Consider the following 22,206-nt stretch of genomic DNA (forward strand, 5'->3'; position numbering starts at 1 on the left):
GAAGTGATCAGCTCACGGCGCGAAGCGGGATAACCCTTGCGCCGGAGGCCGCGAGCTCTACGCGGTCTGCCAGAAACTGAAGCGCGGTTCGCCGTTCATCGGCCAGCTCGTGGTGCAGGTAAGCGGCCTTTGTCTTGTCCTTCTCCGCATGAGCCAGCAGCAATTCCACCACATCCTTCCGAACCTTGTGCTCGAGGAGTAGTGTCGCGGCCGTGCCGCGCGTTCCGTGCGGGCTGAAGCCTGAAACGCCGTACGCCATCCGACTGAACAGGTGATTGAGGGTGACGTCCCCCATCGGCACGCGGCGGCGAAAAACCGAGGGAAAGACCCAGTCACTGCCGGCACTGAAGTGGAACATTTGCCGCAACAGGTCGACGGCTTGGCGCGACAGGTACACCCGGTGCGCCTTCTTCATCTTCATGCGCTCCGCCGGGATGTCCCAGACCCCGGCATCGAGGTCGAACTCGGCATGCTGTGAACGCAGCAGCTCGCTCTTGCGAACCATCGTCAGGAACAGGAGTTTGGTCGCGATGATCGTCGCCGCGTGAGCACCAGCCTGCTGATCGAGGCACCGCAGGAACGCGCCGAGCTGTTTCTCGGTCAGGTGCTTGTGGTGGGTCGCCGGCGGCACCACCACCGCCCCCTTCAAGCCGAACGCCGGATTCGCCTTCACGACGAGCTTGCGCATGGCGAAGCTGAACACCTGCTGGATCACCCTGCGCACGCCGTCGGCCGTTGTCGGCTTGTCCAGCAGTCCGTCGAGGATCTCGAGGATGTGCCCGGCGCCGACGTCCGGCATGTCGAGGTCGCCAATCACCGGGTTGACGAACGTGTCGAGCCAGCGGTTGATCTGCGCGCGGTACGTCTCCGATCGGTAGAACAGCGTCTCGTCCACCCAGCGCGCACTGAAGGCTCTGAACGACACGGCCGCGGCCGCGGCGGCCTTCGCGGAGCGCACAGACGTCTGCTTGCCCTTGGCGGGACTGTGACCCTGGTCGACCTGCAGGCGCATCTCGTCGTGCTTCTCCCGCGCCTGCTTCACCGAGAGCGCCGGGTAGTTCCCGAGGGTCACCTTTTCACGCTTGCCGTTGAGGTGGTACTTGTACCGCCATGTCTTCGTGCCCGAGGGTAGGATCTCGACGAGCAGGCCGCCCCCGTCGGTCAGCGAATAGGGTTTATCGCGTGGCTTCGCGTTGTCGAGCGTGATGGGTTTGAGCGTGTAGTTGACGTGACGCACGGGGCAGTATCAGTAGCCATCCATGGCCCCATTATGGCCCCTGAAATGGCCCCGTTTTTTGGCGATGCAGGGCGACCAAAGGCGACAACGGGCAACAAAAAAGCCCCGCTCCTCATAGGCAGCGGGGCTTCGGATCAGATTCCGGGCGATGCCCGGAAACCCGATCACATGTGGTCGATCATCACTTGACCGAAGCCCGAGCACGACACTTGGGTCGCGCCTTCCATCAGGCGGGCGAAGTCGTACGTGACCTTCTTCGACGCGATGGACTTTTCCATCGAGCTGATGATCAGGTCGGCCGCTTCGGTCCAGCCCATGTGGCGCAGCATCATTTCGGCGGACAGGATCTCGGAACCCGGGTTCACGTAGTCCTTGCCAGCGTACTTCGGTGCGGTGCCGTGGGTGGCTTCGAACATGGCGACGGAGTCGCTCAGGTTCGCACCCGGGGCGATGCCGATGCCACCCACCTGGGCGGCCAGCGCGTCGGACACGTAGTCGCCGTTCAGGTTCAGCGTGGCGATCACCGAGTACTCGGCCGGGCGCAGCAGGATCTGCTGGAGGAACGCGTCGGCGATGGAGTCCTTGACCGTGATTTCACGACCCGTGACCGGGTTCTTGAACTTGCACCAAGGGCCGCCGTCGATCAGCTGGGCACCGAATTCCTTCTGGGCCAGGTTGTACGCCCAATCACGGAAGCCACCTTCGGTGTACTTCATGATGTTGCCCTTGTGCACGATCGTGACGCTCGACTTGTCGTTGTCGATGGCGTACTGGATCGCCTTGCGGACCAGGCGCTCGGTGCCTTCGCGCGAGACCGGCTTGATGCCGATGCCCGACGTTTCCGGGAAGCGGATCTTCTTGACGCCGAAGTCTTCCTGCAGCACCTTGATCAGGCGCTTGGCCTTTTCGCTTTCGGCTTCGAATTCGATGCCGGCGTAGATGTCTTCCGAGTTCTCGCGGAAGATGACCATGTTGGTCTTCTCGGGTTCCTTGACCGGCGACGGCACACCCTTGAAGTACTGGATGGGGCGCAGGCAGACGTACAGGTCGAGTTCCTGGCGCAGGGCCACGTTCAGCGAGCGTATGCCGCCACCGACCGGGGTGGTCAGCGGACCCTTGATCGACACGACGTAGTCGCGGAGCACTTGCAGCGTTTCTTCGGGCAGCCACACGTCGGGGCCGTACACCTTGGTGGACTTCTCGCCGGCGTAGATCTCCATCCACTGGATCTGCTTCTTGCCACCGTAGGCCTTGGCCACGGCCGCATCGACCACCTTGATCATCACGGGCGTGATGTCGGCACCGGTGCCGTCGCCTTCAATGAACGGGATGATGGGCTGATCCGGAACGTTCAATGAGAAATCGGCGTTGACGGTGATCTTCTGCCCGCTGGTGGGCACTTTGATGTGCTGATACATGAGATTGCTCCGGTCGATGCAATGGAAAATAGTGGAACTGGATAAGCCCTCTCCGATTCTATGCCACGCATGAGCCCCCTTGCGCCGGAGACCGCGCCCCCGAATGGGGCGCTCGACGCCATAATCGCCACAGCCCACCGCCCCCGCCCGTCCCGATGACCCTCCTTCGCACCCTCGCCTGCCTCCTCGCCACCTCGTGGGCCATCTCCTCTGCCCAGGCGCAGGCCCCACAGGACCTGCCCACCATCAAGCTCGGCGCGGGCATCTACAACATCCGTGCGCAGGTCGCCCAGACCGACGAGCAGCGCATGACCGGCCTGATGCACCGGCCCGCCATGCCCAACAACGACGGCATGCTGTTCGTGTTCAACGAGGCCACCCAGCAGTGCTTCTGGATGAAGAACACGCTGCTGCCCTTGTCGGCCGCGTTCATCGCCGACGACGGCACGGTCATCAACATCGAGGACATGAAGCCGCAGACGCTCGACTCGCATTGCTCGAAGAAGCCCGTGCGTTTCGTGCTCGAGATGAACGTGGGCTGGTTTGCCAAGCGGGGCATCAAGCCGGGCGCGCGCCTGACCGGCGAGCCATTCAAGCCCTGAGACACACGAACAGAAAAAAAGGGCCGGTCAGTGACCGGCCCTTTTTCCTTGCAAGGCGAGCGAAGCAAAGCCGCCCATCAAGCCACACGCGAGGACGGGTCCCCCGGCCGACCCGTGGCGCCCCTTGGGGGCAGGAGGCGCCAGCCGACTGGGGGGCCCCATCCTCAGGCGAAGTTCTTTTCAGCGAAGTCCCAGTTCGCGAGCGACGTCAGGAACGTCTCGACGAACTTCGGGCGCAGGTTGCGGTAGTCGATGTAGTAGGCGTGTTCCCACACGTCGATGGTCAGCAGCGCCTTGTCGGCGGTGGTCAGCGGCGTGCCGGCGGCGCCGGTGTTGACGATGTCGACCGAACCGTCGGGCTTCTTCACGAGCCACGTCCAGCCGGAACCGAAGTTGCCGACGGCGCTTTTCGTGAACGCTTCCTTGAACGCGGCGAAGCTGCCGAACTTGGCCTCGATGGCTGCAGCCAGCGCGCCCTTGGGCTCGCCGCCGCCGGCCGGCTTCATGCTGCTCCAGAAGAACGTGTGGTTCCAGATCTGGGCTGCGTTGTTGTAGATGCCGCCCGACGACTTCTTGATGATCTCTTCGAGGGACAGGCTCTCGAACTCCGTGCCCTTCTGGAGGTTGTTCAGGTTCGTGACGTAGGCGTTGTGGTGCTTGCCGTAGTGGTACTCGAGCGTTTCCTTGCTGAGGTGCGGAGCGAGCGCATCCTGGGCATACGGCAGCGGTGGCAGGGTGTGTTCCATGCTTGTTCCTTTCGGTGTTTCGAGGGGGTCTGACTCAGCGATTGTAGGCAGCGCGAACGCCCTTCGCCGGCACAGCGGTATCAGGGACTGGTCATGACCACCTGGGTGACCTCGGCCGACACTTCCCCATCGGCCAGCACGGCCCGCACGGCCTGGCCCGCACTCAGGCTGGCGGCCGACGTGACGGCCTGCCCGCCCGCATCCTCGAGCCAGGCGTAGCCCCGCGACAGCACGCGCTTCGGGTCGAGCCCCTCGAGCCGTGCCCCGAGCGCGGCGAGGCGCGCCTGGCGGCTGTCGTGGGCCACGCCCACCGCGCGCTGCAGCCGCGCGGCCAGCGCGTCCAGGCGTGCCGGCTGCGCCGCGTGCGACACGGTGGCTGCCCGCACGAGCCGTGCCGACAGCGCATCGTGCCGCTGCGACTGCGTGCGCACCACCTGGCGCGTGGACGCCCCGAGCCGCTGTGCGAGCAGCGTGAGGCGCTGCGCATGCCGGCGCACGCCGTCGGCCGGGCGCATCAGGCGCAGCGTGGCGCGGTCGAGGCGCTGGGCCTGTGTGTCGAGCACCTGGTGCACGCGGTTCGACATGGCCAACGCGAACCCGGCCAGGTCGTCGAGGCAGGCGTCGCGCGTGGGCGCCACGAGTTCGGCCGCGGCCGTGGGCGTGGGCGCGCGCACGTCGGCGGCCAGGTCGGACAAGGTGATGTCGGTCTCGTGGCCCACGCCACACACCACGGGAATCGCACAACCCGCGATGGCCCGCACCACCCGTTCGTCATTGAAGGACCACAGGTCCTCGAGGGAACCACCACCCCGGCACACGATGAGTGCATCCACCTCGGCGCGCTGCCCGGCGGACTCGATGGCCGCCACCAGCGAGGCCGGCGCGTCGGCCCCTTGCACGAGGCTCGGGTACAGCACGACCGCCACGTGTGGCGCACGCCGGCGCAGCGCCGTCAACACGTCGTGCAAGGCGGCGGCGCCGAGCGACGTGACCACCCCCACGGTGCGAGGGAACGGCGGCAGCGGGCGCTTCAGGTCGGCGTCGAACAGGCCTTCCGCCTCCAGCCGCGCCTTCAGGCGGAGGAACTGCTCGAAGAGCGCCCCCGCCCCCGCGGGCCGCATGGCCTCGACGACGAACTGCAGGTCGCCACGCGGTTCGTACACGGCCACGCGCCCGCGCACCTCGACGAGCTGGCCATCGGTGGGCACGAAGTCGAGCATGGCCGCCGTGCGGCGGAACATCGCACAGCGCAGCAGCGCGTTGCCGCCGTCGGCGTCCTTCAGGCTCAGGTAGCAGTGGCCGCTGCCGGCTTTCGTGAATCCCGACAGTTCCCCACGCACGGTGCAGGACGCGTAGCGGGCCGCGAGGGTGTCGGCCACAGCGTGAACCAGCGCCGCCACCCCCCACACCAGGCGCTCCCGCTGGGGGGTGCGGGGCTCAATCATGGGGAAAGCCAGCGCTGGCGCGGCCTGAGAACTCCACAAGCCCGGCCTGCGGGGCCTGGCGGGCCTTCGGCGCCGTCATCGCGCTTTCACAATCATGCAAGTGATTGATTTTCAACAGAATTTTCATGCCTAAACTTTGAGCAATTTGTTGGATGCCCTGATTTTTCGCGGCTTCCGGCACTTCCCAGCCCAGTTGCCCACAAAGTTATCCACAGTTGCGGTGGACGGTAGCGGTGGGCGGCGGCAATCGTTTGGGGGCATACCCCAATGGCAACTACGAAGCGTTGCACAAGGTCGCGAACTTGGCCCGCCTTCGGGCCATAATCGCCCGTCTCGCCCCGGCCCCCGGGGTGCATTTTCCCCGCGAACAACACTGCAAAGAGGACCGGATTGTTTTCGATCATACAAGCCGCTGGCTGGCCGATTTGGCCCTTGATTCTCTGTTCCGTCGTCGCCCTGACGCTCATCATCGAACGGCTCTCGAGCCTGCGCCCGTCCCGCGTGGCGCCGGCCAAGCTGCTGGATGAGGTGGTCTCGGTCACGCGCGCCCACCTGCCCGCCGCCGACGTGGTGAACAAGCTGGCCGACAACTCCGTCCTCGGCGCGGTGCTGGCCAATGGCCTGCGCGTCGTGATCGCCGACCCGCGCATCACGGAAGACGTGCTGCGCAACGCGTTCGAGAACGCCGGCCGCGCCGCGGTCCACAAGATGGAACGGTTCATGAACACGCTCGGCACCATCGCCTCGGCCGCGCCACTGCTGGGCCTGCTGGGCACCGTGATCGGCATGATCGAGATCTTCGGCTCGCAGGCCCCCACGGGCGGCACCAACCCCGGCATGCTCGCCCACGGCATCTCCATCGCGCTGTACAACACGGCCTTCGGCCTGATCATCGCGATCCCGTCGCTGATGTTCTACCGCTACTTCCGTGGCCAGATCGACGCCTACACGCTCGAGATGGAGCAGGCGTCGGAACGCATGGTGCCGCACCTGATGCGCTTCTCGGTGAAGAAGCCCGTCGCTGCCACCGCCGCGGCCTGAAGAACCAAAGGGCACCGCACCATGTCCATGAGGTTTCGCAAGCACCACCCCGAGGAGCCGGAGATCAACCTGATCCCGTTCATCGACGTGCTGCTCGTCGTACTGATCTTCCTGATGCTGTCCACCACGTACTCGAAGTTCACCGAACTGCAGGTCACCCTGCCGGTGGCTGACGCCGAACGCCCGCGCGACAACCCGCGCGAGGTGATCGTCGCGGTGTCCAGCGACGGCCGTTACGCCATCGACGGCCGGCCCATCGCCGCGCGCAGCGTCGAGGCACTGGCCAGTGAACTCCAATCCGCGTCCGGCGGCGCGAAGGACACCACGCTGATCGTGTCGGCCGATGCTGCGGCATCGCACCAGTCGGTCATCGCGGTGATGGATGCCGCCCGCCGTGCCGGCTTGCCCAAGCTGACCTTTGCCGCGCAAGGCTCGCAGTCCAACTGACAAGGTGTGAACGGCGTCGAGATGCGTTCACCAACCTTCGCCACGCGGCTTCAAGCCGCGTGGTTGCGCCGCGGCCCGCTGGCGGTGGTGTTGTGGCCGGTGTCGGTCGTCTACCGGGCCGTGTATGCCCTGCGCACGCTGGCGCACGCGGCCGGCTGGGTCCGCACCGAACGCCTGCCCGTGCCGGTGATCGTGGTGGGCAACCTCGTGGCCGGCGGCGCCGGCAAGACCCCCACCACGCTCGCACTCGTCGAGTTGCTTCGCCGCCACGGCTACACCCCGGGGCTCGTCTCGCGCGGTTTCGGCCGCACTGGCGGCGACGTGCGCCTCGTCACGGCCGAGTCGTCGCCCCGTGACGTGGGTGACGAACCCCTGCTGATGCACCTGCGGTCCCTCGCCCCGGTGGCCGTGGGACGCGACCGCGCCGCCGCCGGGCGCGCGCTGCTGGCGGCCCATCCAACCATCGACGTGCTGGTGAGCGATGACGGCCTGCAGCACGTTCGCCTCGGCCGCGACGTGCAGGTCATCGTGTTCGACGAGCGGGGCGCAGGCAACGGCTGGCTGCTGCCGGCCGGGCCGCTGCGTGAACCGTTCCGCCGCAATCCGCCCGCGCGCACCCTCGTGGTGTACAACGCGCCAGCCCCGTCCACACCGTGGCCTGGCCACGCCGCCACCCGCGGCCTGCGCGGCGTGGTGGACCTGACCAACTGGTGGCGCGGCGCACCCGCCACCCGCGCCCACCTCGCCGCGCTGTGCGGCCGGCCCGTGGTGGCCGCCGCCGGGGTGGCCCGGCCGGGCCGCTTCTTCGGCATGCTGCACGCCGCCGGGCTTGAAGTGAAGGAGTTGCCGCTGCCCGACCACCACGACTTCGCCACCATCCCCTGGCCCCACGGCACACCCGATGTTGTCGTGACCGAGAAGGATGCCGTGAAGCTGCGGCCTGCTGCGTGCGCCGGCACCCGCGTGCACGTCGCCACGCTAGACTTTGCCCTCGGCCCCGCCTTCGAGGCCGAACTCTTCCGCCTGCTGCCCCACCGGCCGCGGGCCTAGTGCACTAGATGACCATCGCACCGGAGACATCCATGGACACCCGATTGCTCGACCTGCTGGTGTGCCCGATCTGCAAGGGCCCGCTGGAACACCGCCGCCCGCCCACCGACGAGCGCCACGAACTCGTCTGCAACGCAGACCGCCTCGCATTCCCCGTGCGCGACGACATGCCGCTGATGCTCGAATCCGAAGCCCGGTCGCTCGATGCCGCGCCGGCCGCCACAGGAGCGGCCGCGTGACCTTCACCGTCCTCGTTCCCGCACGGCTGCAGTCCACCCGGTTGCCCCGCAAGCCATTGGCCGACATCGCCGGCCTGCCCATGGTGGTGCGTGTGGCGCAGCGTGCCGCGCTGTCCGGCGCGTCGCGTGTGGTGGTGGCGGCTGACGACGCCGAGATCGTCGCGGCGTGCCAGTCGCACGGCATCGCGTGCGTGGCCACGCGGCCCGACCATGCCACTGGCAGCGACCGCCTGGCCGAAGCCTGCACCCTCCTCGGCCTGGACGGCACCGACGTGGTCGTCAACGTGCAAGGCGACGAACCGCTGATCGACCCCGCGCTGATCGACGCCTGCGCGGCCCTGCTGGCGCAGCGCCCCGAATGCGTGATGGGCACTGCCGCGCACGCCATCGATGCGGTCGACGAATTCGTGAACCCGAACGTGGTGAAAGTGGTGCTCGACGGCGCCGGGCGTGCGTTGTATTTCTCCCGCGCGCCCATGCCGTGGTGGCGCGACGGCAATGCCGGCGGCGTGACGGCCCTGCCTTCACCGGCCCCGCTGCGCCACATCGGCCTCTACGCCTACCAGGCCGGGTTCCTGCGGCGGTTCCCCACGCTGCCCGCCTGCCCGCTTGAAGCGGTGGAGTCGCTCGAGCAACTGCGTGTGCTGTGGCACGGCGAGCGCATCGCGGTGCACGTCACGCCGAGCCGGCCCGGACCGGGCGTGGACACCCCCGAGGACCTCGCGCGCGTGCGTGCCCTGTTCGCCTGACCGGGTGCTGACGAACCCGTCCGATCCACGCGTCAACGCGGGCTTCCCTCGGGGAGGATCCGGCGGTGCCCATGCTATTCTCGTGTCAATCGGCGGGCCCTCGCTGCGAACCAGGCGCCCCACAAGCTTCCCCAAAAAACCGAGGTAATTTCATGAGACTGATCCTGCTGGGCGCGCCAGGCGCCGGAAAGGGCACGCAAGCGGCATTCATCTGCCAGAAGTACGGCATCCCTCAGATCTCCACAGGTGACATGCTGCGCGCGGCCGTGAAGGCAGGCTCTCCCCTCGGCGTGGCCGCCAAGAAGGTGATGGACGCAGGCGGTCTCGTGAGCGACGACATCATCATCGGCCTCGTGAAGGAACGCATCACGCAGGCCGACTGCGCGAACGGCTTCCTGTTCGACGGCTTCCCCCGCACCATCCCGCAGGCCGACGCCATGAAGGATGCCGGCGTGAGGCTCGACCTCGTGCTCGAGATCGACGTGCCCGACTCGGCCATCATCGAACGCATGAGCGGCCGCCGCGTGCACGTGGCCTCGGGCCGCACGTACCACGTCAAGTTCAACCCGCCGAAGGTGGCCGGCAAGGACGACGTGACCGGCGAAGAACTCATCCAGCGCGACGACGACAAGGAAGAGACCGTGCGCAAGCGCCTGGACGTGTACCAGAGCCAGACGCGCCCGCTCGTCGACTACTACTCGAGCTGGTCCGCCACCGGCGACGCTGACGCGCCCCGCTACCGCAAGATCTCGGGCACCGGCACGGTGGACGAGATCACGGCACGGGCGCTCGCCGCGCTCGCCTGACGCGCCCCGGCGCTGCCCACGACAAGCCGCTCATCGAGCGGCTTTTCTTTGCCTGGAGATCACCTGATGGACATCGCGAACCACGTTTTCCTCGTCACCGGCGGGGCCTCGGGCCTCGGCGAAGGCACCGCCCGCATGTTTGCCGCACACGGCGGGCGCGTGGTGATCGCCGACGTGCAGGATGCCGCCGGCCAGGCGCTGGCCGCCGAACTGGGCGGTGTGTTCGTGCACTGCGACGTGACCAGCGAAACCGACGCCCAGGCGGCGGTGGCGGCCGCCGCCCAGCTCGGCACGTTGCGCGGGCTCGTCAACTGCGCGGGCATCGCCCCGGCCTCCAAGACGGTGGGCAAGGACGGCGCCCACCCGCTCGCCGTCTTCGACCGCACCGTGCGCGTGAACCTGATCGGCACGTTCAACATGATCCGCCTGGCCGCCGAGGCGATGAGCACCCACGAACCGCTGCCCACCGGCGAACGCGGCGTGCTGATCTCCACCGCGAGCGTGGCGGCCACCGACGGCCAGGTGGGCCAGGCGGCCTACGCCGCGTCGAAGGCGGGTGTGGTGGGCATGACACTGCCCATCGCCCGCGACCTCGCGCGCGTGGGCATCCGCAACATGACCATCGCCCCGGGCCTCTTCGGCACCCCGATGCTGTTCGGCATGCCGCAGGCCGTGCAGGATGCATTGGCCGCCAGCGTGCCGTTCCCGAGCCGGCTCGGCACGCCCGACGACTACGCGAAACTCGTTCGCCACATCGTGGAGAACGACATGCTCAACGGCGAGGTGATCCGGCTCGACGGGGCCATCCGGCTGGCCCCGCGCTGAGCGTCTCAGTCACTCAGAGGAACTTGTACTCGAGCGACACGCGCACGGTGCGGCGGTACACGTCGGCCAGGTTCTGCGGGATGGCCGAGCCGCCCAGTTCGTAGAACGCCCGCTGGTCCACGGGCGGGCGGGTGTTGAGCAGGTTGCGGACGCTGAGCGAGATGGTCAGGTCCTGCACGCCGGTGTAGCCGAGCGCATAGTCAAGCGTGAACGAACGGCGCACGCGGCAGTCGCCCAGGCTCCAGCCGCTGTCCAGGCAATCCTGGTCGGACCAGCCCACGTCGTAGAAGTCGCCCTGCAGTTTCGTGCGGCCGGTGAAGTTCAGGCGCAGCGCGTGCTGGAACCCACCGGTGTCGAGCCCGGTGGTCAGGTGCGCACGCCAGCGCGGGTAGCCATAGCGGCCCGCGAGGTTGTCGCCCCAGCCGCCGCGGAACGTGCTGTATTGGTAGAAGTCGCTCAGGTACGAGGCCTGCAGCGACGTGGTGACCACGCCCCAGCCGGTGGGCATGCGGCTGCGCACGCCGAAGTCCACCCCGGCCGCCGCCGTCTTCGTGGTGTTTTCGTATTGGCTGTTGATGCCCGACAGCGCCCCGGCGGTGACACCGTAGGCGGCCTGTTCGTCGGCCGTGAACGACCGGTCGCCCAGCAACGGCAGGCGGGTCACGCGGCCCGCGGCCAGCGTGTCTTCGGCATTGACGAGGGATTGCCCGCTCGAGGAGCCGATCTCGTTGCGGCGCACGATGCGCCAGTAGTCGGCCTCCACCAGGAACCGCTCGCTCGGCGAAAACACCAGGCCCACGGTCTTGCCCAGCGACTTCTCGGGCTGCAGGCCCGGGTTGCTGTTGCGGATGGCCGGCACGCTGCCGGCACATTCCAGCGACTGCACCACCAGGGCCCGGGTGACCAGCGCCGCGCGGGCGGCGTCGGTGAGCGCCGGGTTCTCGGCCTGCGTGGCGAGGTCGCTCGCGAGGCGGGCGGCCTGCTCGCAGCGCTTCGGGTCCGACACCGGGGAGTCGAACGAGTACAGCGTGGTATTGGAACTCTCCACCAGGTTGGGCGCGCGGAAGCCCGACTCCACGTGCCCGCGCAACAGGAGTGCGCGCGACGCCTCGAAGCGCAGCCCGAGCTTCGGTGACACGTTGGCGCGGAACTGCTGGTACTTGTCCACCCGCGCGGCGGCCTGCAGTTCCAGGTGCTCCGCGAGCGGCACGTTGGCCTCGCTGAACACCGAGCCGAAGTTGCGGCTGCCCCGGGTCTGCGCCATGCCCCAGCCCACGATGTCGCCGTTGACCAGGTTGTCGGACGCCGCCACGTTGAGTGACTCGTGCCGGAAGTCGAAGCCCACCGCCACGTCGATGGGGCGGCCACGGAAGGTGCCCATGGGGCCGGACACGCGTCCGTCCAGGAAGGCCTGTTTCATGTGGCCGGTCTGGGTGTACCTGGGGAACAGCGTGTTCAGCACCTCGGCGCTGTTGCCGCCGCCGATGTGGTAGCCGCGGTTGAAGAACTGCGGGTCGTTGGCGAGGTTGTAGTCGCCGATCAGGCTCTTGAAGCCGCTGTCGCTGTAGCCGCCGCGGGCGCCGTAGCGCACGGTGCTGCCCGTCAGGCCCAGCGCGCCTTGCCAGTCGTAGCCGCGTTCGGTGCCCCGCAGGCCGGCGAGCGCGCGGTAGGCCACCGATTCCACGAGGATGTGCGAGTCGGCGTCGCTGAAGCGGTACGTGAGCGGCGCTTCATCCTGGCCGGTGAAGTTCAGCGGGTGCCCCGCGGGCAGGCCCCGGCCGCGGAAGAGCTTGAGCTGCCCGGTGGACGGGTCGTACCACGGGATCACCGTCTCGACGTCGTACGCCGGGTCGGGCAGGATGTACATCGTCTTCGAGCGGCCGTACAGCGCCTCGGCAAACCCCTCGACACCGGGCTGGATGGCCAGGCGCCCGGTGAGGAACAGGCTGCCGCGGTCGCTTGCCGGCTGGGCTTCCAGCCGCTGGTACTTGTCGTAGGTGCAGGTGGGGCCCTCGAGGGCCGACGGATCGCACCCCGCGAGCGCCACGCCGTTGATGTTGCCCGGGTTGCTCCAGCGCGAACGGGAACCCACCGCGAACCCGTACTTCGTGGACTCGGGATTGACGTCGTTCAGCACGTCGGCCCACGACACGGCGGACCGGCGGTAGAGCTCGACGTTGAGCATCACGTTGAAGCGGTCTTCCACCCAGTCGCCGACGCCGGCCGTCAGGCCCACGGTGGAGGTACGGAAGTCGCTCGAATTGGTGGAGCGCTCCTGGCTTGCGCGCAGCGTGGCGCCGCGGAAGTCCTTGCGCGTGATGATGTTGATGACCCCGGCGATGGCGTCCGAGCCGTAGATGGCCGACGCCCCGCTGCGCAGCACCTCGATGCGCTCCACCGCGTCGAGCGGCAGGGTGTTCAGGTCGGTGAACATGCCCGGGTCGTCGTGCATCGCAAATGACGACAACCGCCGCGAGTTCAGCAGCACGAGCGTGGCCTGTGGCCCCAGGTGGCGCAGCGACACCGCCGAACCGCCGGCGGCGTACGAGTAGGAGCCTGTCATGTCCGACACCGTGCGGTTCGAGCCGGTCTGCAGCTGGCTCGAACCCACCAGCGTATCGAGCACCTCCTTCACCGACGACAGGCCGGTGGCCTGGATCTCCTTGCGGGTGATGACGACGGTGGGGGCCGACGGCTCGGCCTCGATGCGGGGGATGTGGCTGCCCGTCACCTCGACCTTGGGCAGCTGGGTGGTTTCCTGGGCGTGTGCCACGTCCACGCCCGCGGACAAGGCAAACACGGCAAGGCTGATGGCGGATGGTTGCATGCGTACTTCTCGTTCTTGTCCCTGCGGGTGCGGCGCCCCCAAACCCGCCGCGCCGGCCCCGCCTCCTGCCGAATCAGGCGACCCTGGGCACGGCGGCAAGCAAGCGCCGCGTGTAGTCCGTACGCGGGTGTGCAAGCACCTCCTGTGCCGGACCTGTCTCCTCGATTCGTCCCTGCCGCATCACCGCGATGTGATCCGCGATGTATTCGACAACGCCGATATTGTGCGTGATGAACAAGTAAGAAACGCGAAGCTCGTGTTGCAGGTCTCTCAAGAGGTTCAGGATCTGGGCCTGCACTGACACGTCGAGGGCCGACGTGGGCTCGTCACACACGATCAGGCGGGGCGACACGGCCAGGGCGCGGGCGATGGCGATGCGCTGGCGCTGGCCGCCGGAGAACTCGTGCGGGTAGCGCCACAACGAGTCCGGCCGCAGGCCCACCCGCTCGAGCAGCTCGTCGATGCGCGCGCGCCGGGCCGCCGCGTCGAGTTCTGGACGCAATGCGATCAGCCCCTCCTCCAGCAAGTCCAGCACCCGCAGCCTCGGGTTCAGCGACGAAAACGGGTCCTGGAACACGATCTGGATGGCCCCGCGCACTTCCCGCAGCGCCGCCCCTTGCAGCTGGAACAGGTCGCGCCCGGCGAACGTGGCGCGGCCAGCCACCTCGGCCTGGCCGCGCAGCAACTGCACGATGGCCTTGCCGGTGGTGGTCTTGCCACTGCCGGACTCGCCCACCAGCGCCAGCGTGCGGCCCACGCCGATGGACAACGTCACGTCATCCACCACCGGAGCGGTCGGGACGGACCGGCGCAACCAGCCGCCGCGCGGCGCATAACGCACCGTGAGGCCACTCACCTCCAGCAGGGGTTCGGCCTCGGCGCGCGGTGGCGGCACCGGCGGCAGCGCGAGCGTGGGTGGCGGCAGCACCGCCGCGGCCCCGTCGCGAAACAGCAGGCAACGCACCTGGCGATCAGGTGGGAGCGGCAGCAGCACCGGCGCGACGTGGGCGCAGTCGGGCATCACGCGGTCGCAGCGCGGCGCGAAGCGACAGCCCGTGAAGGCGGCCGACAGCGCCGGCACCGTGCCGGGGATGGCCGCGAGCCGGCCGCCCCGCTTGCGTGCGTCGGGCAGCGCCCGCAGCAGCAGGTGGGCGTACGGGTGTTGCGGCGAGCGGAAGAAGTCGGCCGATTCGGCCACCTCCACGATCTGGCCGGCGTACATCAGTGCCACGCGGTGCGCCATGCCGGCCACCACCGCGAGGTCGTGAGTGATCAGCAGCAGCCCCATGCCCTGCTCTTCCTGCAGGCTGCGCAGCAAGTCGAGCACCTGGGCCTGGATGGTGACGTCGAGTGCGGTGGTGGGTTCGTCGGCCACCAGGAAGTCGGGCTCGGCCGCGAGTGTCATCGCGATCATCACCCGCTGCTTCTGGCCGCCGCTCAGCTGGAACGGGTAGTCGGCCGCGCGGCGCGCCGGCTCGGGAATGCCTACGCGGTGCAACCACGACACCGCCTTGGCCCGCGCGGCATCGCCGCGCAGCGGCGTGTGGGCCTCGATGCTTTCCACCACCTGGTCGCCGATGGTCATGACCGGGTTGAGGCTGGTGCCCGGCTCCTGGAAGATCATGCCGATGCGGCCGCCACGCACCGCCCGCATGCGCGATTCGGGCAACGACAGCAGTTCCGTACCACCCAGCGTCACGCTGCCCCGGGTCACCTGGCCGTTCTCGGGCAGCAGCCGCATCAACGCCAGGGCGGTCATGCTCTTGCCGCAGCCGGACTCCCCCACCAGTGCGAACGTCTCGCCCTGGCGCAGGCTCAGGTGCAGCGCCTCGATGGCCCGCACCAGGCCGGCGTCGCCATCGAGTTCGACGTGCAGGTCATCGACCTCGATGGCCATCAGGACACCTCCTTCGGTGGCGCCGGGCGGCGCACGCGAAACACCCGCGCCCGCGGGTCGAACGCGTCACGAACGCCGTCGGCGAACAGGTTGGCCACCAGCACCAGGCCCACCATGAACCCGAACGCCGCGGCGAACGACCACCACACCACCGGGTCGCGCGACATCTCGCTGCGCGCGAGGTTGATCATGCCGCCGAAGCTGTTCATCGTGGGGTCGACGCCGACGCCCACGTACGACAGCACCGCCTCGTACAGCACGAGGGCCGAGAAATCGAGCACGGTGGTGATGATGACGAGGTGCACGACGTTCGGGAACACGTGGCGCACCATGATGCGCCACGGGCCCACGCCGAACGCCGTGGCCGCCTGCACGTACTCGAGTTCGCGCAGCTTCAGCGTCTCGGCGCGCAGCAGCCGGCACAGCCCGGCCCAACCGGTGAGGCCGAGGATCACGCACAGCAGGAACAGCCGCACGTCGGCGCGTTCGGCGCCGGTCTCGAACAGGTCCGGGTGGGTGTCGATGAACACCTGCATCATCAGCACACACGCGGCGATCAGCAGCACGTTCGGGATCGACGAAAGCACGGTGTAGGTGTACTGCACCACGTCGTCCACCCAGCCCCGGAAGTAGCCAGCGACGATGCCCAGGCCCACGGCCAGCGGCAGCGTGGCGATGGTGGACAAGGTGCCGATCACGAACGCGGTGCGCACGCTCTTGAGCGACTGGAACAGCACATCGTTCCCGGTGCGGTCGGTGCCGAGCAGGTGGTAGTGCGGCGCGAGCGCGGTGACCAGGCCCACGAGTGCGCCGAGCCCCAGCACGGTCCACAGCGCGGCGCGCCACGGCACCTCGGTGTCGTGACGCCAGGCCGCCACGAGCCCCTGGCGGCCGCGCAACGCCGCAAACACGCCCAGCGAGAGCACCGCCGACACGGCCAGGCCGGCCACGAGGCCCGCCCCTGCCCGCCACGCCACGTCGGGCACCCGCTCGGTGGTGTCGTCGCCCAGGTGCACGCCACCGTGCAGCAGGCGCGGGAACACCCGCTCGGTGCCTTGCGCGGCCTTGGCGAACGCGCGCGCGGCCAGCGGGGCCGAGTACGTCACCTCGCGGCTGCGGGCCAGCGGCGCGAGCACCAGGTCGAGCACCGACTCCACCTGCGTGCCGTACGCCTGCACCGATCCCGCGCCGCCGGCCGCGGGAAGCGCGCGCCGGAAGTGAATGCTGTCGGCCACGGCCACCGCGAGGAACGCCCCCAGCACCACGGCCGAACACAGCGCCGCCGGCTGGCGGAACACCTTGAGCCAGTCACGGCGGCGGCTGGCGTGGGCCCGCACGCGCCACCCGTAGGCGATCAGCGCGACGGCCAGCAGCAGCACGACCCCATCGGACCACAGCAGCACGAACAACGGCCACGCGCCCGTCATGACAGCCTCACCCGCGGATCGACCCACGTGTACGCCACGTCGATGAGCACGTAGCTGGCCACGTAGAGCAGCGAGCCGATGAACACCATCGACCGCACGATGGCAAAGTCCTGGCCCGAGATGGCATCGATGACGTACGCACCCAGGCCCGGAATGCCGAAGAAGCTCTCGAACACGAGGCTGCCGAGGAACACGTAGGGCAGGTAGCTGCCGGCGCTGGTGATGATGGGGATCAGTGCATTGCGCAACACGTGGCGGCCCAGCACCACGGCCTCGCCCAGCCCCTTCGCGCGGGCGGTGCGCACGTAGTCACGGCCGATCTCCTCGAGGAACATGGCCCGGTACAGGCGCCCTTCCCCTCCCAGGCGCGACAGCAGCGACAAGACGACCGGCAGCACGAGGAACCGCGCCGCATCGAGCCCCGGGGCCCAGCCCGAGATGGGCACGAGCCGCATCACACGCGAGAAGAGGAACTGCCCGACGATGATGTAGAAGAGGCTGCTGACCGACAGCATCAGCACGCACAGCACCACGCCCCAGAAGTCGATGCGGCTGTTCTTGAAGAACACGAGCACGAGCGCGAACGCCACGCTGGCCACCACCTGCAGCACGAACAACGGCACCGCGAGCTGCAGGCTCACCACCATGCGCTCGCCGATCTCGTGGCCGATGTCGGTGGCGCCGCTTGCATCCGACCGGCCGAAGCGCAGCGCGAAGAGCGACACCGACCGTTCCCAGAACACCGTGTTCGTGACCTTCGCCGCCCCCTCGGCCCGGTCGTTCCAGTAGAGCGGCTTGTCGTAGCCGCGTTCGGCCTTCCACTTGGCGATCTGGTCCTGCGTGACCCGTTTGCCACCGATGTTCAGGCGGGCCATGTCGTCGGGGGTGTTGACGGTGAAGAACAGCGCGAAGGTGAGCAGGTTCACCCCGATGAGCACGAGCAGCCCGTACCAGGTGCGGCGAAGCAGGTAGCGGCCCATCGGTCAGCCCTTCCCGGCGAGCGCCACGGCGCCCTCGCGCCGGCGGTACGCCTGCCAGCCCAGCACCACGAGCACGAGGCCGGCGGCCGCACCGCCCCACAGCGGCCAGGTCACCGGCCGGTTCCATTCGGCCTGCCGCTGCGCGCGCAGGGCCGCGTCGATGCGGTGGTAGCGGATCACGTCGCGGCCCATCACCCCCGGTTTGCCGTTGTGCACCCAGGGGGCGTACGCGCCCGCGGCGAAGGGGTGGTAGCCGAAGATCCACGGCGCGTCGGCGCGGGCAATGGTGACCATCTCGTCGATGAGCCGCTGCTTCTCGGGCCCGTCGTCGAGCAACTGCATTTGCCGGAAGCGCTTGTCGAACCCGGCGCTTTCGTAGTTGGCCACGTTTTCGCCCTCGTGTTTTGATTTGGAGTTGGGGCCGTAGAGCAGGAACAGGAAGTTCTCGGCATCGGGGTAGTCGGCCACCCAGCCGCCGAAGAAGATCTGGTGCTTGCCCTTGAGGGTTTTCTCCTGGTACTGGTTGAAGTCGGTGGCACGGATCTCGAGCTGCACGCCCACCTTCGCGAACTGCTTGACCGTCCAGTCGAGTTCGGCCTTCAGCTCCGGGGTGGGGGCGCGCTGGAAATCGTAGTTCAGCACAAGTGGCCGGCCCGTTCGGGCGTCGCGCCCGTCCGGGTACCCGGCCTCGGCCAGCAGCCGGCGCGCCTCCTCGACCGGGCGCCGCAGCACCTTGCCGTCCACCACGTGGTGGGTGACCGGGTTGTGCCCTTCCACCGTGCCATGGCGCGAGCCGAAGATGCCCGCGGGCAGCGGGCCATGTGCCGCGTCGCCAGCCTTGTACAGGAAGATGCGGCCGTACCCTTCCTCCCAATCCATCGCGATGGACAGCGCCTGGCGCAGTTTGCGGTTTTTCGCCTCGCGCTCCGGCGTGTCGCCTTTGCCGACCACCGGGTCGAGCATGTTGAAGCCCATGTACCAAGTGGTGAGGTCCACCGTCTGAGGGAACCGGAAGCCACGTTCGTCGAAGCGGTCGCGGGTGGCGTCGGCGTCGTTCATGTCGGCCAGGAACTCCACGCCCCAATCCACCCGCTCGATCTCGGGCACGTCGATGTACCCCTGCGCGAACTTGGACTTCAGCGGCACGCGCTCCTTCTCGACATTGAACTCGACGCGGTCGATGAACGGCATGGGTTTGCCGCAGTCGGCCAGCAGGCCCGCGGCGCGGTCCACGTCGTCGCCCTCGCACGGGTACGGGTCGAGGTGGTACAGCGGGTTGCGCACCAGCACGTGGCGGCGGTCCTGTTCGTACTCGCGCAGCATGTAGGGGCCGGTGCCCACGGGCCAGCGCGACAGCGCCATGCCGTTGCGGGCCATGCCGGGCTGCGCATAGAACTTCTCGGCCTCCCACGGGATGGGCGCGGCGAACGTCATCGCGAGCCAGTACTTCCACTGCGGGTACTTGCCCTTGATGCGGATGCGCAGCGTGTGCGGGTCGAGCGCCTGCACCCCGTCGAGCGGCCAGCGCCGGAAATCAAGGAACGGCTTGTCGCGGTCGGCCGGGTCGAGGTTGGCCCGCAGCGCCTTGTCCTCGGCACGGATGCGCTCGCCGTAGGCCTTCAGCCCCACCACGTACTCCGCGAAGATGCCGAACACCGGCGCCTCGATGCGGGGCGTGGCGTGGCGCTTGAACGCGTAGACGAAGTCGTCGGCGACCAGCTCGCGGGTGCCGGTATGGGGGAAGTCGAACGGCGAACGCTTGCCCTCGGTGTCCTTCGCCGTCAGCGCGTGGTAGAGGTAGTGCCCTTGTTCGTCGCGGGCAAAGGCCGGGTGCGGCGCGTACATCACGCCGCGGCGGATGGGGATGTCGTACACGCTCTCGGCCACCCGGTCGCCAGGTGCGTCGTCGGGCAGTGGCTGGCCCTTGGCATCCAGGTAGTGCGGCTGCACGACCTCGGCGGCCGCCTTGGGCACCAGCGTGTACGGCCGCTTCAGGTAGTGGTACCCGTACAGCGGTTCGTGCACGTGGTAGACCACGGGGGTCTCGTTGTTGGCGTAGGACGCCGTGGGGTCCAGGTAACGCGGCGAGCGCTCCTGGAAGGCCATGAACAGCGTGTTGGTGCGCTCGCTCCCTTGCGGGTGCGGGCTGTTGTCACAGCCCGCCAGGCACACCAGCAAGACTGCCCACAGCCAGCGCGGGTTCATCGCGCCCGCTTGCCGTTTGAAGGAACGTGGCCGCAGCCATCGCCGCAGTCGGGGCCATGCGTGTCGTCGTGTCCGTGGTGCGCGTGGTCATGCGGCGTGCCCCAGCCGAGGAAGGCGTCGCGGCCCTGGACGGCGAGCGAGGCCTTGCGCCCCACCGGCAGGCACACCTTCGTGGCCACATGGCCGTACGGCAGCCCGGTGACGATGGGCGTGCGCGTGAGGGAACGCAGGTGCGCCACCACCGTCTTGAGCGAGTAGCCGCGGTCGAGCGGCGACTTCGTGAAGTCGGTGAACGACCCCAGCAGGATGGCCTTCTGCGCATCGAGCACCCCGGCCTGATGCAGCTGCAGCAGGTTGCGTTCGATGCGGTACGGGTGTTCGTTGACGTCCTCGAGGAACAGGATGCCACCCTTGACCTTGGGCCAGTGGGGTGTGCCGAGCAGCGAGTTCAGCACGCACAGGTTGCCGCCCCACAGCGTGCCCTTGGCCTCGACACCGTCGAAGCCGTCTTCGGTGCGAAAGCCCACGGCCTCCAGCGCGCCCGTCATGGCCTCGACGAAACAGTCGGGGGTGACTTCATCGAGCGTGTCACCGCCGAAGTCGCTCACGGCCAGCGGCCCGGCCCACGATTCGGCCTTGCCGTGCGCAAGCAGGCCCAGCTGCAACGCGGTCATGTCGCTGTAACCCACCCAGCGTGTGCCGTGTTCGGCCGCGTGCACGAGCTTCTTCCAGTCGAGGCGGTCGAGCAGGCGGCTGAGCCCGTACCCGCCGCGCGTGGCCAGCGCGACCGACGGAGCCTGCGCGGCCACGCGGTGCAGTGCGGCCAGGCGCAGGTCGTCGTCACCGGCAAAGCGCTGGTGTTTCGCCAGCGCCGATTCGTCGACGGACACGTCGAAGCCGAAGCCCTTGAGGCGTTTGGCGGCCAGCCGCAGCGGTGCCGCCTTGGCCACGACGCCGGACGGGGTGAACAGGGTCAACGAGGTCATGGGGAGCAGTCAGCTTCTCAGTAGGGCGGCAAGATCGCGTCGACCTCGATCACGTCGCCGGTGGGAATGTCGGGCACCGGCTCCGTGCCGGGCACGGTCTCCGGTTCGGGGGTGGGCACGGCGCGGCGCTGGCGGTACTGCTCGCGGCGCTCGGCAAAAAAATCGCGGAGCACCTGGCCGCACTCGTGCGCCAGCACACCGCCTTCGAGCCGAGTGTGGTGGTTGAGCCGCGGCTCGCCGAACAGGTCGACCACCGAACCGGCGGCGCCCGTCTTGGGGTCGGTGGCACCGAACACCACGCGCTTGAAGCGGGCGTGCATCAAGGCCATGGCACACATGGCACAGGGTTCGAGCGTCACGTACAGCTCGCACTCCGGCAGCCGGTAGTTGCCCAGCAACGTGGCCGCGTGGCGCAAAGCCACGATCTCGGCGTGGGCCGTGGGGTCGTGTTCGGTGATGGGGCGGTTGTAGCCGGTGGCGATCACCTGGCCTGCCCGCATGATCACGGCGCCCACCGGCACCTCGCCTACGAGCCAGGCGTTCTGGGCCTGGTCAAGCGCAATGCGCATGGCGTGTTCGTCGGCGGGGGAACTCATGCGTGCGGCGGGTGTCGGGGAGAAGAATGACCGATTTTATGCGACGGCCGCGCTGACACACCGAGGATCGGATGGAGATCGAACCCAGGAGCCGGGGTTGCGGCCTGACGGCACCCGGTCGAGGCGGGGAAAGCCGGCCGGGGTGTGGGTGCCGGCGGGTCGGGCACCGGTGGCGGCCGCGCTCGTCGTGCGGCGTGCCGGTCAATGAAGAACGCAAGCGAACCTGGGCCGCCACCGTCCCGGTGGGCCGAGGTCCGCTGGGGCAGAGACGGTCAGATCGTCAGTTCGCGCTCGACATCCTGCGCCTTGCGGCGAGCCATCGCCAAGTTCGACTTCGACTTGTCGAGCACGAAGTACACGAACACGCCCTCCTTGCGGGAGACCGGACGGATGATGTGGTACTGCTTGCCCAGCGTGATCAGGATGTCGTCGATCACATCGTTGATGCCCAGGGCGCGCATGGTCTTGAGTTTGGCGCGCACGACTTCCGTGTTGCCGGCCGCAGCCACTTCCATGTCGACGCCAGATCCCGCGGAGCCGAGCATCATGCCGCTCGTGGAGTCGACAACGGCTGCGCACATGGCGCCGTCGACCAGAAGGAGTTCATCGAGAGTTTGTCGGATGGTAGCCATGGTATTTCCTTGGGTGAGTGAAATGAAGACCGGGCACGGTTTCGGGTGATC

The 22,206-nt window shown here is 68.3% G+C and carries 21 protein-coding genes; 8 read left to right on the plus strand and 13 right to left on the minus strand.

The window, feature by feature from the left end; genetic code table 11:
• Positions 1–7 precede the first annotated feature (7 nt).
• Together ASC87_RS24535 and icd are read right to left on the minus strand one after the other, a co-directional pair.
• On the minus strand, positions 8–1,237 hold the full coding sequence (locus ASC87_RS24535) for a site-specific integrase (RefSeq protein ID WP_056668987.1): 1,230 nt from the start codon (positions 1,235–1,237) through the stop codon (positions 8–10).
• A 164-nt stretch (positions 1,238–1,401) separates the two neighbouring features.
• A complete protein-coding gene (icd, locus tag ASC87_RS24540; protein ID WP_056668990.1) occupies positions 1,402–2,655 on the minus strand; it encodes an NADP-dependent isocitrate dehydrogenase in 1,254 nt (417 codons plus the stop codon).
• A gap of 155 nt (positions 2,656–2,810) precedes the next feature.
• On the opposite strand from icd, the gene ASC87_RS24545 reads away from it, so the two are divergent.
• The gene (locus ASC87_RS24545) at positions 2,811–3,257 is read left to right on the plus strand and encodes a DUF192 domain-containing protein (RefSeq protein ID WP_056668993.1); all 447 of its coding nucleotides are present in this window, start codon (positions 2,811–2,813) and stop codon (positions 3,255–3,257) included.
• A 164-nt stretch (positions 3,258–3,421) separates the two neighbouring features.
• Here ASC87_RS24545 and ASC87_RS24550 read toward each other — a convergent pair whose 3' ends face one another.
• The 3 genes from ASC87_RS24550 to ASC87_RS33530 form a co-directional block, all read right to left on the minus strand.
• Complete coding sequence (locus ASC87_RS24550; RefSeq protein WP_056668996.1) at positions 3,422–4,003, minus strand: superoxide dismutase; 582 nt, start codon at positions 4,001–4,003, stop codon at positions 3,422–3,424.
• An 80-nt stretch (positions 4,004–4,083) separates the two neighbouring features.
• A complete protein-coding gene (gene xseA / locus ASC87_RS24555) occupies positions 4,084–5,448 on the minus strand; it encodes an exodeoxyribonuclease VII large subunit (protein WP_056668999.1) in 1,365 nt (454 codons plus the stop codon).
• Positions 5,441–5,575: a hypothetical protein gene (locus ASC87_RS33530; protein ID WP_255359235.1), complete on the minus strand. Its 135-nt coding sequence runs from the start codon at positions 5,573–5,575 to the stop codon at positions 5,441–5,443. The genes xseA and ASC87_RS33530 overlap by 8 nt, the downstream gene beginning before the upstream one ends.
• A 263-nt stretch (positions 5,576–5,838) precedes the next feature.
• On the opposite strand from ASC87_RS33530, the gene ASC87_RS24560 reads away from it, so the two are divergent.
• The 7 genes from ASC87_RS24560 (at position 5,839) to ASC87_RS24590 (ending at position 10,605) form a co-directional block, all read left to right on the plus strand.
• Positions 5,839–6,489: a MotA/TolQ/ExbB proton channel family protein gene (locus ASC87_RS24560; RefSeq protein ID WP_056669002.1), complete on the plus strand. Its 651-nt coding sequence runs from the start codon at positions 5,839–5,841 to the stop codon at positions 6,487–6,489.
• Positions 6,490–6,516: 27 nt separating this feature from the next.
• Positions 6,517–6,936, plus strand: coding sequence for a biopolymer transporter ExbD (locus ASC87_RS24565; RefSeq protein ID WP_056669547.1), 420 nt, complete (start codon positions 6,517–6,519; stop codon positions 6,934–6,936).
• A gap of 21 nt (positions 6,937–6,957) precedes the next feature.
• Positions 6,958–7,986: a tetraacyldisaccharide 4'-kinase gene (gene lpxK, locus ASC87_RS24570; protein ID WP_056669550.1), complete on the plus strand. Its 1,029-nt coding sequence runs from the start codon at positions 6,958–6,960 to the stop codon at positions 7,984–7,986.
• 32 nt (positions 7,987–8,018) lie between these two features.
• On the plus strand, positions 8,019–8,225 hold the full coding sequence (locus tag ASC87_RS24575) for a Trm112 family protein (protein WP_056669005.1): 207 nt from the start codon (positions 8,019–8,021) through the stop codon (positions 8,223–8,225).
• On the plus strand, positions 8,222–8,974 hold the full coding sequence (gene kdsB / locus ASC87_RS24580; RefSeq protein WP_056669008.1) for a 3-deoxy-manno-octulosonate cytidylyltransferase: 753 nt from the start codon (positions 8,222–8,224) through the stop codon (positions 8,972–8,974). The genes ASC87_RS24575 and kdsB overlap by 4 nt, the downstream gene beginning before the upstream one ends.
• A gap of 152 nt (positions 8,975–9,126) precedes the next feature.
• Positions 9,127–9,780, plus strand: coding sequence for an adenylate kinase (adk, locus tag ASC87_RS24585; RefSeq protein ID WP_056669011.1), 654 nt, complete (start codon positions 9,127–9,129; stop codon positions 9,778–9,780).
• Between the two features lie 66 nt (positions 9,781–9,846).
• Positions 9,847–10,605, plus strand: a complete 759-nt coding sequence (locus ASC87_RS24590; protein ID WP_056669014.1) for a 3-hydroxyacyl-CoA dehydrogenase — start codon at positions 9,847–9,849, stop codon at positions 10,603–10,605.
• A gap of 13 nt (positions 10,606–10,618) precedes the next feature.
• Here ASC87_RS24590 and ASC87_RS24595 read toward each other — a convergent pair whose 3' ends face one another.
• From ASC87_RS24595 to ASC87_RS24630, 8 genes are all read right to left on the minus strand, one after another.
• On the minus strand, positions 10,619–13,432 hold the full coding sequence (locus ASC87_RS24595) for a TonB-dependent receptor domain-containing protein (protein WP_056669017.1): 2,814 nt from the start codon (positions 13,430–13,432) through the stop codon (positions 10,619–10,621).
• Between the two features lie 73 nt (positions 13,433–13,505).
• Positions 13,506–15,329, minus strand: coding sequence for an ABC transporter ATP-binding protein (locus tag ASC87_RS24600; RefSeq protein WP_056669020.1), 1,824 nt, complete (start codon positions 15,327–15,329; stop codon positions 13,506–13,508).
• Complete coding sequence (locus ASC87_RS24605; protein ID WP_056669022.1) at positions 15,329–16,756, minus strand: ABC transporter permease; 1,428 nt, start codon at positions 16,754–16,756, stop codon at positions 15,329–15,331. Before ASC87_RS24605 ends, ASC87_RS24600 begins: the two co-directional genes overlap by 1 nt.
• On the minus strand, positions 16,753–17,736 hold the full coding sequence (locus ASC87_RS24610) for an ABC transporter permease (protein ID WP_056669025.1): 984 nt from the start codon (positions 17,734–17,736) through the stop codon (positions 16,753–16,755). Before ASC87_RS24610 ends, ASC87_RS24605 begins: the two co-directional genes overlap by 4 nt.
• A gap of 3 nt (positions 17,737–17,739) precedes the next feature.
• On the minus strand, positions 17,740–19,941 hold the full coding sequence (locus ASC87_RS24615) for an ABC transporter substrate-binding protein (protein WP_056669028.1): 2,202 nt from the start codon (positions 19,939–19,941) through the stop codon (positions 17,740–17,742).
• Positions 19,938–20,927: an LD-carboxypeptidase gene (locus tag ASC87_RS24620; RefSeq protein WP_056669031.1), complete on the minus strand. Its 990-nt coding sequence runs from the start codon at positions 20,925–20,927 to the stop codon at positions 19,938–19,940. The genes ASC87_RS24615 and ASC87_RS24620 overlap by 4 nt, the downstream gene beginning before the upstream one ends.
• A gap of 17 nt (positions 20,928–20,944) precedes the next feature.
• Entirely contained in the window at positions 20,945–21,523 is a 579-nt protein-coding gene (tadA, locus tag ASC87_RS24625; RefSeq protein WP_056669034.1) for a tRNA adenosine(34) deaminase TadA, read from the minus strand.
• A 272-nt stretch (positions 21,524–21,795) separates the two neighbouring features.
• The gene (locus tag ASC87_RS24630; RefSeq protein WP_056669037.1) at positions 21,796–22,155 is read right to left on the minus strand and encodes a hypothetical protein; all 360 of its coding nucleotides are present in this window, start codon (positions 22,153–22,155) and stop codon (positions 21,796–21,798) included.
• Positions 22,156–22,206: the final 51 nt, after the last annotated feature.

This window comes from Rhizobacter sp. Root1221, from assembly GCF_001425785.1.
GTDB lineage: Bacteria > Pseudomonadota > Gammaproteobacteria > Burkholderiales > Burkholderiaceae_C > Rhizobacter.

Excerpts from the sequence above, each read along its gene's own strand:
- ASC87_RS24545 (WP_056668993.1), top strand. The coding sequence starts at position 2,811 with ATGACCCTCCTTCGCACCCTCGCCTGCCTCCTCGCCACCTCGTGGGCC.
- lpxK (WP_056669550.1), top strand. The coding sequence starts at position 6,958 with ATGCGTTCACCAACCTTCGCCACGCGGCTTCAAGCCGCGTGGTTGCGC.
- ASC87_RS24615 (WP_056669028.1), bottom strand. The coding sequence starts at position 19,941 with ATGAACCCGCGCTGGCTGTGGGCAGTCTTGCTGGTGTGCCTGGCGGGC.
- adk (WP_056669011.1), top strand. The coding sequence starts at position 9,127 with ATGAGACTGATCCTGCTGGGCGCGCCAGGCGCCGGAAAGGGCACGCAA.
- ASC87_RS24600 (WP_056669020.1), bottom strand. The coding sequence starts at position 15,329 with ATGGCCATCGAGGTCGATGACCTGCACGTCGAACTCGATGGCGACGCC.
- ASC87_RS24605 (WP_056669022.1), bottom strand. The coding sequence starts at position 16,756 with ATGACGGGCGCGTGGCCGTTGTTCGTGCTGCTGTGGTCCGATGGGGTC.
- ASC87_RS24620 (WP_056669031.1), bottom strand. The coding sequence starts at position 20,927 with ATGACCTCGTTGACCCTGTTCACCCCGTCCGGCGTCGTGGCCAAGGCG.
- ASC87_RS24575 (WP_056669005.1), top strand. The coding sequence starts at position 8,019 with ATGGACACCCGATTGCTCGACCTGCTGGTGTGCCCGATCTGCAAGGGC.
- ASC87_RS24550 (WP_056668996.1), bottom strand. The coding sequence starts at position 4,003 with ATGGAACACACCCTGCCACCGCTGCCGTATGCCCAGGATGCGCTCGCT.
- icd (WP_056668990.1), bottom strand. The coding sequence starts at position 2,655 with ATGTATCAGCACATCAAAGTGCCCACCAGCGGGCAGAAGATCACCGTC.
- ASC87_RS24610 (WP_056669025.1), bottom strand. The coding sequence starts at position 17,736 with ATGGGCCGCTACCTGCTTCGCCGCACCTGGTACGGGCTGCTCGTGCTC.
- ASC87_RS24590 (WP_056669014.1), top strand. The coding sequence starts at position 9,847 with ATGGACATCGCGAACCACGTTTTCCTCGTCACCGGCGGGGCCTCGGGC.
- ASC87_RS33530 (WP_255359235.1), bottom strand. The coding sequence starts at position 5,575 with ATGAAAATTCTGTTGAAAATCAATCACTTGCATGATTGTGAAAGCGCG.
- ASC87_RS24630 (WP_056669037.1), bottom strand. The coding sequence starts at position 22,155 with ATGGCTACCATCCGACAAACTCTCGATGAACTCCTTCTGGTCGACGGC.
- tadA (WP_056669034.1), bottom strand. The coding sequence starts at position 21,523 with ATGAGTTCCCCCGCCGACGAACACGCCATGCGCATTGCGCTTGACCAG.
- ASC87_RS24595 (WP_056669017.1), bottom strand. The coding sequence starts at position 13,432 with ATGCAACCATCCGCCATCAGCCTTGCCGTGTTTGCCTTGTCCGCGGGC.
- xseA (WP_056668999.1), bottom strand. The coding sequence starts at position 5,448 with ATGATTGAGCCCCGCACCCCCCAGCGGGAGCGCCTGGTGTGGGGGGTG.
- ASC87_RS24565 (WP_056669547.1), top strand. The coding sequence starts at position 6,517 with ATGAGGTTTCGCAAGCACCACCCCGAGGAGCCGGAGATCAACCTGATC.